Raw genomic sequence first — 15,106 nt, forward strand, 5'->3', positions numbered from 1 at the left:
ACGGGAAGCGGCCCGGCTTTTTGGCAGAGGCTGTTTCGATGCTATAGTGCCCCATTATGGGCAAAGACAAGATCATCAAAGAACTGGCCACGGCCTATGCCATGGAATTGGAGACGGTGCAGAATTACATCGCCAACTCGGTGAATCTGGATGGTGTGCGGTCCGATGTGGTGAAGAAATCATTGGCGGCGGACATCACCACGGAATTGATGCATGCGCAACGCCTGGCCAAGCGGATCAAAACGATGGGTGGCTTGGTGCCGGGATCGTTAGATTTGCCGCGTGATCAGAAATATCTGCAACCCCATAAGGACACCACCGACATCGTGGCTGCGATCAAGGGTGTGATCGAGGCGGAAGAGGGTGCTATCGCTCAATACACGAAGCTGATCAAGATCTGTGACGGCGAAGACTTCGTGACGCAGGATATGGTGATCGAGATTTTGGCGGATGAAGAGGAGCACCGGCGTGAGTTCGTCGGCTTCCTGAAGGAATACGAGAAGAAGTAAACAGTTCTTCAGCCTGAAATTTTATCCAATTAGTCCGCTGCGGATTTATCCGTCAGCGGATTTTTTGCGAAGGCATATTCCTTCACGATACGCCCGTGAATAAGATGTTCCTGGATGATGCGTTCGAGCACTTCAGGGGTGCAGGAGTGGTACCAAGTGCCTTCGGGATAAACGACAGCGATGGGGCCCTGTGTGCAGACTTTCAGGCAATTCACCTTGGTGCGAAACACTTGCGGCTCGGAACCGACAAGTTTCAATTCCTTGAGGCGATCTTTCAGAAAGTCCCAAGCTTTGAGGCTGACTTTTTCGCTGCAGCACTTGGGCTTGTCAGGGCCGGCACAAAGAAAGATGTGACGCTTGAATTTCTCGAGGCCCAAATCTTCGACGGTATCTTCTAATGACATTTCGCCCATGGGAATAAGTTACGCCGGGCCGCAGACCGGAGCAAGGGAGCTTGTTGTGTCTTAGGGGATTGAGTTTATCTTCGGCTGGGGTATGAGTTGGGACAGTTGGATCTGAGTCAATTCAGGTCATAATAAAGCAGAAGGAACTATGGCGAATTCTTTTGGATTAGTCTTTTGGGGATTGGTGCTGATCGGCATCGATGTCCGTGTAGGATTCGATCTGCTTCCTGATTTCATTGGATACATCTTGGTGGCGATCGGTTGCAGCAGGTTGGGAGCGGCATCACGGAGGTTTCCATTCACCAGCAATCTTGCGTGGATTATGGTAGGGCTATCACTGATCAGTATCGTTATGCCGGGAGGCGTTTTGTCGCGATTGCTATATTTGGTATCCGCGTTGGTTGATTGCGGGATGATGTGGCAGTTGCTAGCCGGAATCATCGAACTGACCGAGGTGAAAGGACGTTCGGATTTGGCGAAGGACGCGGACAGGTGGCGGACGGCTTATATGGTGATAGCAGTTATAGGGGCGGTATTCGTCTTGTTAGCTGTGGGAAGTTTTCTCAATGCGTTGCTTTCCCTCGCGTATCTCGTGGTGGTGGTGTTGATCGTTTATCTGATTCACCGGGTGAAGTTGGAGGTGGTTGAAAAGGTGAGTATTTAGGGGCAGTATTTTACCAAGGAAGTCCAGTAGCAAACCACAGGAGTAGAAGCAGAAAATGCTGGTCTGAGGATTTTGACTGCGCCACACGGAGCAGGTGAAAACAAAAAAGCACTCAAACCAGCACCGTTCGAAACTGGAAGTCCTGCGGCAGATTTGCAATCTCATTCCCGGTCATCTGGTGGAGCGGCTGGGGCGGCAGACGGGGGTGGCGGAGCGGGCACGCACCTTCACCTGTTGGAGCCATGTGGTGAGTCTGGTGTATGCGCAACTGACCCATGCCATCAGCCTCAACGATGTGTGCGACTCCTTGCGGCTGCATGGCCATGCGCTGGCGACCATCCGTGGGGCGGTCGCCCCCAGTGCCAACGCGCTGTCCCATGCCAACAAGGTGCGTGATCCCCAGTTGGCCGAGCAGCTCCTGTGGGCCATGCTGGAACACTTGCAAAGCATCACCCCGGCTTTTGGCACAGGCAAACAACGGCTGACCCGTTTCAAGCGCACGGTGCATGCGGTCGATGCGACTGTCATCACCTTGGTCGCCAACTGCATGGACTGGGCCCGTCACCGTCGGCGCAAGGCCGCCACCAAGCTGCACCTGCGGCTGGATCTCCAGACCTTCCTGCCCCGCCTGGCCGTGCTGGATCTGGCCCCGCACCATGAAAGCAGCCATGCGGCGGCGCTGTGCGCCGGGCTTAAGAGCGGTGAAATCGCCCTGTTTGACCGGGCTTACATGATCTTTGCCCAGTTGTATGATCTCCAGCAGCGCGGCGTCTTCTGGGTCACCCGCGCCAAGGAGAACCTGGACTACCGGGTGCAGCACCGCTTGCCGGTCCCGGAGGACGGCCCCATCCAGCGCGACGACCTGATCAGCTTGCAGGGAGTCAAAAGCAGCCAGCACTATCCGGAAACCCTCCGCCGCGTGGTGGCCGAGGTGGAGGTAGACGGGCAGCTTACCGAACTGGTCTTCCTGACCAATAATCTGGAATGGCGCGCCACCAGCATCGCCGAACTCTACCGTTGTCGCTGGGACATCGAGAAGTTCTTCCGCCAGCTCAAGCAAACCCTGCAGCTGGCTGACTTTCTGGGCAACAGCGCCCACGCCGTCCACTGGCAGGTCTGGACCGCCCTGCTGGTCTATGTGCTCTTGCGCTATCTGGCCCACCTCAGTTCGTGGGAGCACAGCTTCACCCGGCTCTGGGCCTATCTGCGCTCGGCCTTGTGGTGCAAGCTCGACCTTCTCAAACTGCTCAAATCCTGTGGGACAGCAGACGGCCACTTCCGCCTCCTAGGACGCCCGGAACAAACCTATATGCCTTTTGCTGTGGGATAGCACAGGCCCCCGTTGACCTTAAAAACAACCGCTCAACCGCTTAAATCAAAATCAAGAAAACCGCCACGCGCGTTCTTTCACGCGCCATTCATCTCCTTTTGTACGCTTGGCTCAGCTCTGTGGTTTGCTACTGGTCTTGGATGTAAACTTTAACGAGGACCAGAGCCGCGCCCGCAGCGGTCATGCCGACGAAAACCTCGCCACCCTCCGCCGTTGGGCCTTGAACCTTATCAAAGCCGATCAACTCAAAGCCAAACGCAGCCTCAAAGGCCGCATGAAAGCCGCCGGCTGGGACAACCGCTATCTCCTCCACCTCCTCGGCATCAATTTAAATGCGTGAGCCCTGGGATCACGACCGAAAAGCAAAACAGCCGCTGGATCACTCCAGCGGCTGTGCACAAAACCTTTTAACGATTCAACGAATCACTTTCTAACCTCGGCGATCAGCTTCTCCAATCGCTTGCCGTATTCGATGAAGTTCGCCTGCGTGTCGGCTTCCGTCACCGTCTTGCCGCCGCCCGTCGTATCATGGAACACCACGACCATGTGCGGTTCGATGGAGATGCCGGCGTTGTAACCGCTCGCGAAGGCATCGCGCAGGATGTCCTTCACGCGGCCTTGACCTTCACCGGGCCAGTTGTAATCGGCATCATTCTTCGCCGGATTCCACGTCGCATCCTTGATGTGGATGTGCGCGGTGTGCGGCTTCATCTGGAGCCAGAATTCCCACGGGTCCTGACGGCCCCAAGGCTTCGCGCCGCGGCGATCGTAGTTGAAAATAGGATTGGCGGTATCGAAGACCCACTTGAGGCCGGGCACCTTTTCGATCATCTGAATGCCGTGCTGCCAGCTGATGCCGCCGTAGTTCATGCAGTTCTCGTGCACGGGCTGGATGCCAGCATCGAGGAACATCTTGGTGACTTCACGCACGCGCTCAAAGACGACGGAAGGAATCTCCGCGGCATCTTCCGTGGGCTTAAAGCTCATGATGCGGACGAACTTCGTGCCGATCTTCTGCATGCGGGGGATGGCGCGTTTCACTTCGCCGACGGTGACATCGAAGGGCGTCTCGATCGTCTTCGCCCAGTTCATGATGGTGGAGCCGAAGGCATAGACGGTGATGTCGTTTTCCTTGAGCTTCGCCACGGCCTGATCAAATGCCGCTTCGGGAATATTATGGAAATTATCCTTCGCAAAGCCCGGCACTTCCACGCCGCGCATCTCGATATGTTTCCAGCCGAGTGCTTTGGTGGCTTTGATCTGTGAATCCAGGCTACCGCCTGCCTCATCGCCGATACCCATCAATAACATAATGCTCTCATCGTGCGAAGACCTCGCGAATGGTGCAAGCGAATCTTCGGGCGGCGTGCAATTTGGCTTTGCGGTTTACCGCGCTATCGGAAGGGGCTATAAACCGTTCTCAAACCATGATGACCTTACGATTGCTGGCGGGGACCGTCGCACTAGCCATCACTTTTGCCGCTTCGGCTGCGGAGAAAACATCGGCCGCTTCTTCCGCGCGCTGGCCCGGTTTGCAGGCGGATGGTTCCGTGCTGCTGCCTAACATGTGGTCGCTCCGGCCGGCGGGTAAGCAAGTGGACCTCGGAGATTTTCCGGTGAATATCGCCATGCATCCAGCCGGTCGTTATGCGGCCATCCTTCATTCCGGGCATGGTGCGCATGAGGTCGTGGTGGTGGAGATCGCGAGTGCCAAGATAGTTCATCGCGCGAAGGTGGAAGAATCTTTTTACGGACTGGAGTTCACCCGCACCGGTGACCGTCTCTATGCCAGTGGCGCGGGTAATGAAGTGGTGCACAGTTTCAGTTTTGAAGCGGCGACGGGCAAGCTGGGTGAAGCCAGCGCTGTCCGCCTGAAGGATGTGAAGGAACGTGGCATCCCCGCGGGCATGGCCTTGTCGGGTGATGCGCAGAATCTCTATGTCGCCAATGTGTTGGGGCAAAGCATCGCGCGAGTGGATCTGAGCGGAACGAATAAAGTCGTGGATATCGGTTTTGAAGGATATGCAGCGGCACGCAGTAAAGTATTCTCTGCATCAGGAGCCGCTGTGAGTGACGATACCGCCGCCATTCGCAAGCGCGCCGAGGCGGCTTCTGACCCGACCAGTCCGGAAGCGCCGTTTCCTTACGCGTGTCGTCTGGATGAACGCAAAGGGCGTCTTTACGTCAGCCTTTGGGCGCATGCACAGGTCGCGGTGATCGATCTTAATTCCAACAGCATCATCGCGAACTGGCCCACGGAGGATCATCCGAACGAGATGTTGCTGACGAAGAACGGCAAACTTCTGTATGTGGCGAATGCGAACCGGAACACTGTGACGGTGTTCGACACGGAGAAGGGCAAGCCGATCGAGACCATCTGGGCGGCATTACATCCGGCCTCGCCTCCGGGAGCCACGCCGAACAGCCTGGCGCTGACACCGGATGAGAAAACGTTGTTCGTCGCCAATGCGAATATCAACACACTTGCAGTGATCGATGTCAGTGTGCGTGGCAAGAGCCGTTCGCTGGGATTCATCCCGACGGGCTGGTATCCCACATCGGTGCGCGTGACGCCGGATGGGAAGAAACTGCTCATCGCGAATGGCAAAGGCATCATCTCCAAGGCCAACCCGAATGGACCGCAACCGGGCAAGAAAGCGCCTGCGGGAACGGTGACGGAATACATCGGCGGTCTTTTCAAAGGGACGTTGAGCATAATTGATCTGCCCAAGCGTTCGGCCTTTGCAACGCAACTGGAGACTTATACAGCGCAGGCGTATCAATGCTCGCCGTTGCAAAAGGACAATACTCCACCTGTAGCGAGGCCGGGCGACAATCCCATTCCCGCCAAGGTGGGTGAGGCGAGCCCGATCAAGTATTGCATCTACATCGTGAAGGAGAATCGCACTTATGACCAAGTATTCGGTGACATGCCGGAAGGCAAAGGCGATCCGAAGCTGTGCCTGTTCCCAGAAAAGATCACGCCGAATCATCACCAGCTCGCCCGTGATTTCGTGCTGCTGGATAATTTCTATGTTGAAAGCGAGGTAAGCGCAGATGGACACGAATGGAGCATGGGCGCGTATGCCACGGACTTCGTGGAGAAATTCTGGCCGCTGAGCTACGGGCATAACAAGACGAAGAAATATTCCTATCCGAGCGAGGGTAATTTCCCGATCGCGACACCGGCAGGTGGTTATCTCTGGGACCGGGCCAAAGAAGCGGGCGTCACATTCCGGAGTTATGGAGAGTTCGTGCAGAACGGCAAGACACCGAAAGACCCGGCGAAGGCCAAGGTCAAAACGTTGGAAGGCAACTTCGATCCTTTCTACCAGAGCTTTGACATGGATTATCCGGATGTGAAACGGGCGGAACGTTTCATCAGTGAGTTGCGGCGGTTCGAGAAGGAAGGTGAGATGCCACGGCTCCAGATCGTGCGTCTGCCCAATGACCATACCTCCGGCACTTCACCGGGCAAGCATACGCCAGCGGCGGCGGTGGCGGATAACGATCTCGCGTTAGGTCAAGTGATCGAAGCGCTTAGCCACTCCAAGTTCTGGCCGCAAACGGCTATCTTCGTGGTGGAGGACGATGCGCAGAATGGTCCTGATCACATCGATGCCCATCGCACAGTGGCTCTGGTGGTGAGCCCTTACACGAAGCGCAAGCATGTCGATTCCACGATGTATTCCACCAGCTCGATGCTGCGGACCATGGAACTGATCTTGGGCATGCGACCGATGTCGCAATTCGATGCGGCAGCCACGCCGATGTTTCATTCGTTCCAGGCCAAGCCGGATTTGCGCCCGTATACGGCCAAGGCCGCCAATGTCGACCTGAACGAACGGAACACCAAGCTGGCTTGGGGTGCTGAGGAATCGCGCAAGATGGATTTCACGAAGGAAGATGCGGCGGATGATCTATTGCTGAACGAGATCATTTGGCGCGCCATCCGCGGGGCGAACAGTCCGATGCCAGCGCCGGTGCGAGCGGCATTTGTCTTCACGCGTCCGGGTGGGGATGACGATGATGATTAGAAGCGGCGCGGCTATTTCGCTTTGGTCGGGGGATTCGCCACGTTGTTGGTGACGAATTCTTCTTTGCTCAGGAATTTGTCGCCGTTCACATCGCGGGCTTTGAACCAGCCTTCGGCATCGGCACCGCGTCCGGCACTGAATTCTTCCCAACTCAGCTTGCCGTCGCCGTCCTTGTCCTTCTGCGTGAATTGTTTTTCACGGGCGGGATCGGCGGCTTGCTTGCCTTTCTTTTCGGCAGCAGCAGCACCACCGGCTTTGCCTTTCGGTCCTGGCGGGATGGGGAGTGGCAAGTAATCGAAGTCCACGATCATCTTGCGCTGCATGGCTTCTTTCAGGCCCATCTCCACTTCGGCCAAGTCTTTTTGTCCGGCGAGGTTGTTCAGTTCCGATGGGTCTTTCTCGAGGTCATACAGTTCATACACAGGGCGCGGGCTGGTGAAGTAGAGCTTCACGAATTCGCTCGCGAGTTGGTTTTGTTCATTCGCTTGCAGCATCGCTTTCCAGCCGGGATCGCCTTGGCTGTCCACGGGTGTGTAGCGGATGTTCGGTGTCACGTTATAGATGAGCTTGTAACGATCACTGCGAGCGGCGCGGCTGTAATCGACGGAACTGGCGGTCGTGTTTTCTGTGAAGGTCGAGCTGCCATGAGGTCCGCGCTCGGCGAAGATGTGTTCGCGGCCCTTGAATTGTTTCCCCTGTAAAAGCGGGAGGAAGCTCACACCGCTGATGCGGTCGGGGACTTTTAATCCCGCCGCTTCAAGGCAGGTTGGTGCGATGTCTTCACCGGAGATGAGCGTTTTGGAATCGCCACCGGGCTTGATGACGCCGGGCCACCACGCGAGCAATGGAACGTTCAGGCCGGGATCGTGCAAAGAGCCTTTGCCACTGGGGAACGCCATGCCGTTATCGCCCATGAAGATGATGAGCGTGTTCTCCAAGCCAGCCTTGGCCTTGAGGATGTCCAGCACGCCTTGGAAATCGCCATCCATGTGTTCGATCTCGCCCATATAGCGTGAGAGGTCATCGCGCACGCCCGGCAGATCGGGCAGGGAACCGGGCACTTTGAGCTTGGCCGGATCAGGCGGATTCTTTCCTGTGTTCCAGGGATGATGCGGGTCGCTGAAGTTCACCCAAAGGAAGTAAGGTTTGTCTTTCGGGCGTTGATCGAAGAACTCGGCCATGCGCTTGGGAACATTCTCCTGGCCAGTAGCATCCACATAATCGAAGCGTTCCTTGAATGTACGCATCTTCTTTTCATCGAAAACGCGGGCGCTGGCTTCGGGTGCCTGGCCTGAACCATCGAGATGATAAGAGCGACCGAGCACACCAACGAAGTAACCGGCCTGTTGCTTCAATATCTCAGGGAAGGTGATCTCTTCGCGGTGCAATGGGGAGCTGAAGCGCGTGATGCGCGCGGCGACGGGTGAACGGCCGGTCATGATGCTGGCGCGGGAAGGTACGCATTGCGGAGCGGTGGTGAACATGCGGCGGAACTTGATGCCTTCACTGGCGAAGCGATCGATGTTCGGCGTCTTCATGTCCGTGCCGTAACAGCCAAGGAAAGGATAGCTGTGATCGTCTGATAGGATGAAGACGATGTTGGGCTTGGTGGTGGCGGCAAAGGTTTCAGACGCAAGGACCATGACACCGCAAAGGAGGTGCAACCACAGTTTGGGAAAGCGCATGAGGGGAGAGTAGCGGAGGAAGGGATGATTCGGAAGGTAATTTCAGACGAACGAGGACGAACGAATGGAGGGATAGTTCTGGTGACTGCTCTGAAATGACTGACGCCATCTTTGCTTATGGATGTTGCTGCGGGTCGGAGACCCGCGCTCCGGTGGCTAGGGTATCACCTACCTGTGGCGCGGTTTGCAAAAGCTTGAGTGAGGCTTAGCTTGCGGGACGCGGATGGGATTGGTGCTTGACCAACTCTCATCCGGGTTTTGTTTATGAAAATGCGTGTGTTGTTACTTTTGTTTGTGATGACCACGGCATTTTTGCAGACGGGGTGCAAGAGCATGTCGGCGAAGGGGCGGGCGAATACGGAGATGAAGTGGAAGACGTTCGAGGCGGCAAAGAATGATTTCGACCAGATCAAGGTGAATGCGACGATGACGGAGGATCTGGTCTATCTGGGGTTTCATCCGTGCGGGAATCCGAACGTACGCGTGCTCACTTATCTGGATGTGATGAACCGCTTCGTGCCGAACGGTTCGGTGAAGATGGAGGATGTGCCGCCGCCAGTGCGTGATTTCATCGCAGCGCAGGAAAAGGGCTGTGCTTACGAGGTGGAAGTGATCGATGAGAGGAGCAAGCGTTACGGGAATCTGCTACTTGATGTGTTCTCCTTTGATCGCAAGACGTGTTATCAGGGGTGGAATTTTAAGGCGCTGGTTTTGGTGAAGGATGACACGGTGGTTTATACGATGTGGTCGGGGCAGCCGAAGACGGAGCGGCATGAACGGAAGACGAGGCCGTTGGGGCCGGTGCAGGAGCTGGAGGGGTTGTTGGGGAGGTTTGTGAGGTAGTGGAGGAGTTTCAAGTTTTCAGCCGGTTGCACCGGAGGCCTATAAAGTTTCGTGTTTCTGGTTTTGGGTTTCGGGTTGAGAAGGGCGCAGTCAGGAGATAGGGCTGGGAAATTTTAGTTACAGGGAAGTGCCTCCTCTCCCTGGCCCTCTCCTCCGATTGCGGAGGAGAGGGGAATTGAAGTTCGCTTACTTGGATTTCAGTCCCACGGTGTTTACGGCGATGATGCGGTATTGGTGTTTCACGCCAGCTTTCGCTTGGGTGTCGGTGTAGCGCATGAGCACGAGCGGTTGTGATGGGGTGTCGCTGTATTGGAGGTTTTGGAAGATGGGGCGGCCGAAGGGGTTTTTACCTTTCTCGGGGACGTTAGCGAGGAATTGGCCGTCGCGCTCGATGATGAAGCTGGCGAGGCCGCTTTCGAGATCGGCAGTGGATTCCCACGTCAGTTCGTTGCCGTTCACTTTCAGATTGGTGGGAGCGGGCGGCGGGGTGTCATCGGTCACGGCGGTGTCTTTCACATATTGCGCCCATGCTTTGGCGACGGCTTGGTTTGGCAACCAGACGGATTTTTCCACGGCACCGGTGAATTTCGCGGCGGTCACGGGAGGGACGATTTCTCCTTCTCCAAGGTAGAGCGGGGCGAGCCAGGCGTCCTTGGCGGACATGGGTTTGAGCGGGTCGCCAGCCTTGGCGGGCAGGCGGGCGGCGAGGCAGGCATCAAGCCACGGGATGGCGAGATAGCGTTGGTTGCCGCACTCATGAGAGGTCAAAGGATCCGCGGAGACGCCGATGAGGGCACCTTTGCTACGCATGGCGAGGAAGAAGGTCTCGACGCCTTTCCAGACACCGGCGAAACGTCCGTCTTTTACGGTGACGCCTTCTTTCGTGCCGAGATTGCACATGACGGGCACCTGAGCCACGGCGTCGGTGATGGCGTAATCTGGTTTAGGGGTGCTCGGAGTCAGCGGCGGCACACCGGAACGCAACCATGCGGCAGCGACGCGATCGGGATGGAGCAACACCATGCCGCCGGACCAATGTCCACCACCGCTATGTCCCCACAGCGCCCAAGGCACCTTGGCGAGTTCGGGATGGCCGGACTGTGCGCCCAAGTCGGTCAGAGATTTCTGAAAGGCGGCAGCGGAGCCGTTGCGGGGATCGCACCACATCTGGCAGTTGGCTTTGTCCGGCTGCTCATAGGTCGGTGAGAGGAGGGCGCAATCGTGTTTCTTCGCCAGCGCCTGCCAGTGCAGGTCGAACGCGCCGGTCTGGCCGGATTTGCAGGAGCCTTCGCCGCAGCCGTGCTGATGAACAACCACGCCACGCACAGTTTTCACGCCGGGCGGAATCCAGAGGGTGTAGTTCACCGGATACACGAGTTCGCCGGGCTTAGTGGAAGCTTCGTAGCGCACGCGATAGTAGGGAGGCGCGACGGGGAGCGGTTGGTCGTAAGGGGCCACTTGCGCGGAGGCCGATAGGGCGAGGGCGAGAAAGAGCAGAATGAAATGACGCATGGGTGAGGGTGCTATAGCGCGAGGAGGAAGCGGAAGAAAGGAGAAACTGGTTGCATCAGGGGCCTATGGGGGAAAGGGGAAACGTCCAACTTCCATCCAACGTTCAGAGAGGGAAGGGAGAAGCAACGAATATCGAGACGGAGCCGGCGTAAAGATAGGCCGCTATGTCAGGATGCTCCGAATGCCATATTGAACGATTCTTTACTGCCGGCTGGAATCCGGCAGCACGGGCTGTGTGTTTCGTCGCACGCTGATGTCTGGTGAAGGGCTTGCGTGAATGGAGAGTTTGCTTCAGTCTTAGGGGAACAATCCTTGAAACCTGCGGGCGGTGCGATGACGTCTATTACGAGAATGCTTTTTATGAATCTCAAAATCCGCAATTTTAGCACGACGGATTATTGGATGATCCCTTCCCCCTCACCCCGGCCCTCTCCGCCGAAGCTCGGCCTGCCATCGGGGAGAGGAGGGGATATTTGCCGCGTTTTCATACTGAGGACGATGGCGTGTGTTCTTTTGTGCTTAGTCATGGGGTTGTCGGTTAGGGCGGCAGAAGTTGAAAAGAAACGGGCGAATATCGTGTTCATGTTCGCGGATGATTGGGGGCGGGTGGCGAGTGCGTGTGCGAAGGTGGATGGGGCGGGCTCTTTCAACGATGTGGTGAAGACGCCGAATGTGGATCGCGTTGCACGCGAGGGCGTATTATTCCGCAGAGCATTCGTATCCGCGCCGAGTTGCACGCCTTGCCGGAGTGCGTTGCTTTCAGGACAGCATTTCTGGCGGACGGGACGGGGAGCGATTCTGCGGGGGGCGGTGTGGGATGAGAAGATCCCGGCGTATCCGCTCTTGTTGAAGGAGGCGGGTTATCACATCGGGGAGACTTACAAGGTGTGGGGGCCGGGAACGCCGAATGATGCGCCTTACGGCGCGGGCAAGTATGCATATGAGAAGGCGGGCGGGAGATTCAACAATACGTCTGAGAATGTGACGCAGATGGTGGCGAACGGGAAGAATGTGGAGGCGGCGAAACAGGAATTATATGCGGAAGTGGCGGGTAATTTTGATGCGTTCATCGCGGCGCGGCAGGCGGGGCAGCCGTTCTGTTATTGGTTCGGGCCGACGACGACGCATCGCAAGTGGATCAAAGGTTCGGGGAAGAAGTTGTGGGGCATCGAGCCGGATTCGCTGAAGGGCAAGCTGCCGCCGTTCATCCCGGATTCACCGGAGATGCGGGAGGATTTCGCGGATTATCTGGGCGAGGTGCAGGCGTTTGATGCGGCGGTGGGTGTGTTGCTCAAGAAGCTTGAGGCGATGGGTGAGCTGGATAACACGCTGGTGGTCTTGAGCGGTGATCATGGGCCGCCGGGTTTTCCGCATGGGAAATGCAATCTGTATGATTTCGGCTCCAGTGTGACGCTGGCGATTCGCGGGCCAGGCGTTAAGGGTGGTCGGGTGATCGATGATCTTACGACGTTGCCTGACTTGGCGCCGACTTTCCTCGAAGTGGGTGGTGTGAAGGCGCCCGCGACGATGACGGGACGTAGTCTCATGCCGTTGCTGACGAGCGCGAAGTCGGGACAGATCGATTCGAAGCGGGATGCGGTGTTTATCGGGCGTGAGCGGCATGTGGAGAATGCGCGCGCGGAGTATCTGCCGTATCCGCAACGGGCCATTCGCACGGGAGATTATCTCTATATCGTGAACTTCATGCCGGAGCGGTATCCGCTGGGCGATCCGTATCGGCTGGATGGAACAAATGTGCCGACGGCGGAGGAGATCACGGAGGAGACGCGGGTGACGTTGCCAGATGAAGATGCGGGTCCGGCGAAGGCGTGGCTGGTGAGTGTGCGGAATGATCCGAAGTGGAAGCCGTATTATGATCGCGCGTATGGCAAGCGTCCGCGTGAGGAGTTGTATGATCTGAAGAAAGATCCGCAGCAGATGAAGAATGTGGCGGCGGATTCAGCCTATACGGGTGCGAAGGCATTGCTGGAGGCGCGTTTGATGGAGGAACTGAAGCGCACGGGTGATCCGCGTATGGTGGATGGCGGGAAGTATTTTGAGACGCCGCCATTGGCCGGGCCGGTGAATGAAGGGCCGGCGGGTGGGAAGAAGGGCAAAAAGAAAAATGACGAATGACGAAATCCGAATGACCAAGGAATGAGCAATGACGAATGACGTGATTGGTTAAATCGTTAGAATGACTAGGAAGGGGAGACTATGAAACGGATATTCAAGTTGGGTTGTTTGCTGGTCACCGCAGTGATGCTGTTGCCGATAATGGCAAATGCTGCTGTGGCGAAACCGAATGTGGTGGTGATGCTCGCGGATGATGCGGGGTTTGGGGATTATAGCGGGAATGGGAATCAGATGGTGCGGACCCCGAACATCGATTCGCTGGCGAAGGATGGGGTGCGGTTGGATCGGTATTATGTCTGTCCTGTTTGTTCGCCGACGCGGGCGGAGTTTCTCACGGGGCGGTATCATCCGCGTGGCGGGGTGAAGGGGGTTTCAACAGGGCAGGAGCGGTTGGATCTCACAGAGAAGACGGTGGCGGATGCGTTCAAGGCGGCGGGTTATGCGACGGGTGCTTTCGGCAAATGGCACAATGGCAGCCAGTGGCCTTATCATCCGATGGCGCGCGGGTTTGATGAATACTTTGGTCACACGTCGGGACATTGGGGCGAGTATTTCGATCCGCCGCTGGAAACGAATGGGAAGATGGGGCGGGAGAAGGGTTACATCGCGGATATCTGCACGGACAAGGCGCTGAGTTTTATCGAACGGAACAAGAGCAAGCCGTTCCTGTGCTATGTGCCGTTCACCACGCCGCATTCGCCCTGGGCGGCACCGGAGAAGGATTGGAAACGTTTCAAGGACATGCCGATCACGCAAAAGGCGACGGACCCGACGAAGGAGGGGGAGAATGAGACGCGTTGTGCGCTGGCGATGATCGAGAACCAAGACATGAACGTGGGACGCATTCTGGCAAAGTTGAAAGATCTGGGGCTGAGCGAGAATACCATCGTGCTGTATTTCTCTGATAATGGGCCTAACAGTTTTCGCTGGAATGATGGGATGAAAGGGCGCAAGGCGAGCACGGATGAGGGCGGGGTGCGTTCGATATTTTATATGCGCTGGCCGGCGAAGTTGCCGAAAGGGCATACGGTGAAGGAGATCACGGGGGCGATTGATTTGTTGCCGACGTTGACGTCGCTCGCGGGGATTCCGCGTGTGGGCAATCTGCCATTAGATGGGCGTAACTTGAGTCCGTTGTTGATGAAGCAGAACACGAGTTGGTCGGATCGCATGATCTTTTCTACTTGGGCGGGGAAGGTGAGTGTGCGCACGCAGCAGTATCGGCTGGATGATGCGGGGAAACTTTATGACATGATCGCGGACCCGGGCCAGACGACGGCGATCAATGAGAAGAATCCGGCGAAAGCGGCGGAACTCGCGGAAGCGGTGAAGGCGTGGCGCGCTGATGTGTTCGGCAAACCGCAGGCAGCCGGAGCGCAAGCGAAAGGCAAGGCGAAGGGTGGTAATGCAGTGGATCAACGGCCTTTGACGGTGGGCTACAAAGAGTTTCCCATCACGATGCTGCCTGCACGGGATGGTGAGCCGCGTGGCGCGGTGAAGCGCAGCAGCAGCGCACCGAATTGCTCTTACTTCGTGAACTGGACGAGCAAGGAGGACAGCATGGTGTGGCTGCTGGATGTGCATACGACGGGCAAGTATGAGGTGACGGTGGATTACACGTGTCCGGTCCCGGATGCGGGATCGCTGGTGGAGCTGAGTTTCCTAGAGAGCAAGCTGGCGGGTAAAGTCGGGCCGGGATGGGATCCGCCGCTGAACACGAATCAGGATACTTTGCCGCGGCCAGACGGGGAATCGCAGATGAAGGAGTTTAAGACGTTGAAGCTCGGTGAGGTGAAGCTGACGAAGGGTGTGGGGCCGATGACGTTGAAAGCGTTGGAGATTCCGGGGAAGTCGGTGATGGATGTGAGAAGGGTGACGTTGACTCTCTTGGATTGAGGTAGGCGTTGGGCTTGCTCACTCCTCACCCCGGCCCTCTCCTCGTTGAGAGGAGAGGGAGAAGAGGCTCTGGGCGTTTTTATGTCATGT

General features: G+C 56.9%; 12 protein-coding genes. 8 read left to right on the top strand and 4 right to left on the bottom strand.

The features are described from left to right. Positions 1-56 precede the first annotated feature (56 nt). Complete coding sequence (locus VGH19_14380; GenBank protein HEY1172553.1) at positions 57-509, top strand: ferritin-like domain-containing protein; 453 nt, start codon at positions 57-59, stop codon at positions 507-509. Positions 510-538: 29 nt separating this feature from the next. Here VGH19_14380 and VGH19_14385 read toward each other — a convergent pair whose 3' ends face one another. Beyond that, the gene (locus VGH19_14385) at positions 539-913 is read right to left on the bottom strand and encodes a (2Fe-2S) ferredoxin domain-containing protein (protein HEY1172554.1); all 375 of its coding nucleotides are present in this window, start codon (positions 911-913) and stop codon (positions 539-541) included. Positions 914-1,061: 148 nt separating this feature from the next. On the opposite strand from VGH19_14385, the gene VGH19_14390 reads away from it, so the two are divergent. The 3 genes from VGH19_14390 (at position 1,062) to VGH19_14400 (ending at position 3,247) form a co-directional block, all read left to right on the top strand. After that, positions 1,062-1,577: a hypothetical protein gene (locus VGH19_14390; GenBank protein ID HEY1172555.1), complete on the top strand. Its 516-nt coding sequence runs from the start codon at positions 1,062-1,064 to the stop codon at positions 1,575-1,577. A 94-nt stretch (positions 1,578-1,671) separates the two neighbouring features. Continuing rightward, complete coding sequence (locus VGH19_14395; protein HEY1172556.1) at positions 1,672-2,907, top strand: IS4 family transposase; 1,236 nt, start codon at positions 1,672-1,674, stop codon at positions 2,905-2,907. A gap of 106 nt (positions 2,908-3,013) precedes the next feature. Next, positions 3,014-3,247, top strand: coding sequence for a hypothetical protein (locus VGH19_14400; protein ID HEY1172557.1), 234 nt, complete (start codon positions 3,014-3,016; stop codon positions 3,245-3,247). Positions 3,248-3,330: 83 nt separating this feature from the next. On the opposite strand, the gene VGH19_14405 is transcribed toward VGH19_14400, so the two are convergent. Next, positions 3,331-4,218 carry a TIM barrel protein gene (locus VGH19_14405; GenBank protein ID HEY1172558.1) on the bottom strand — a complete coding sequence of 296 codons (888 nt, stop codon included), beginning with the start codon at positions 4,216-4,218 and terminating at the stop codon, positions 3,331-3,333. Between the two features lie 116 nt (positions 4,219-4,334). Between VGH19_14405 and VGH19_14410 the strand changes: the two genes are divergently transcribed. Further along, positions 4,335-6,944 (top strand): alkaline phosphatase family protein, encoded by a 2,610-nt coding sequence (locus VGH19_14410; GenBank protein ID HEY1172559.1) that lies wholly within the window; start codon positions 4,335-4,337, stop codon positions 6,942-6,944. 11 nt (positions 6,945-6,955) lie between these two features. Here VGH19_14410 and VGH19_14415 read toward each other — a convergent pair whose 3' ends face one another. Next, positions 6,956-8,629, bottom strand: coding sequence for a sulfatase-like hydrolase/transferase (locus tag VGH19_14415; protein ID HEY1172560.1), 1,674 nt, complete (start codon positions 8,627-8,629; stop codon positions 6,956-6,958). A 264-nt stretch (positions 8,630-8,893) separates the two neighbouring features. Here VGH19_14415 and VGH19_14420 point away from each other — a divergent pair, with 264 nt between their 5' ends. Continuing rightward, complete coding sequence (locus VGH19_14420) at positions 8,894-9,472, top strand: hypothetical protein (GenBank protein HEY1172561.1); 579 nt, start codon at positions 8,894-8,896, stop codon at positions 9,470-9,472. Positions 9,473-9,658: 186 nt separating this feature from the next. On the opposite strand, the gene VGH19_14425 is transcribed toward VGH19_14420, so the two are convergent. Further along, a complete protein-coding gene (locus tag VGH19_14425) occupies positions 9,659-10,984 on the bottom strand; it encodes a hypothetical protein (GenBank protein ID HEY1172562.1) in 1,326 nt (441 codons plus the stop codon). A gap of 525 nt (positions 10,985-11,509) precedes the next feature. On the opposite strand from VGH19_14425, the gene VGH19_14430 reads away from it, so the two are divergent. Then, the gene (locus VGH19_14430; GenBank protein HEY1172563.1) at positions 11,510-13,120 is read left to right on the top strand and encodes a sulfatase-like hydrolase/transferase; all 1,611 of its coding nucleotides are present in this window, start codon (positions 11,510-11,512) and stop codon (positions 13,118-13,120) included. A gap of 81 nt (positions 13,121-13,201) precedes the next feature. After that, positions 13,202-15,016, top strand: a complete 1,815-nt coding sequence (locus VGH19_14435; GenBank protein HEY1172564.1) for an arylsulfatase — start codon at positions 13,202-13,204, stop codon at positions 15,014-15,016. Positions 15,017-15,106: the final 90 nt, after the last annotated feature.

It is taken from the genome of Verrucomicrobiia bacterium, from assembly GCA_036405135.1.
Taxonomy (GTDB): Bacteria; Verrucomicrobiota; Verrucomicrobiia; order Limisphaerales; family JAEYXS01; genus JAEYXS01.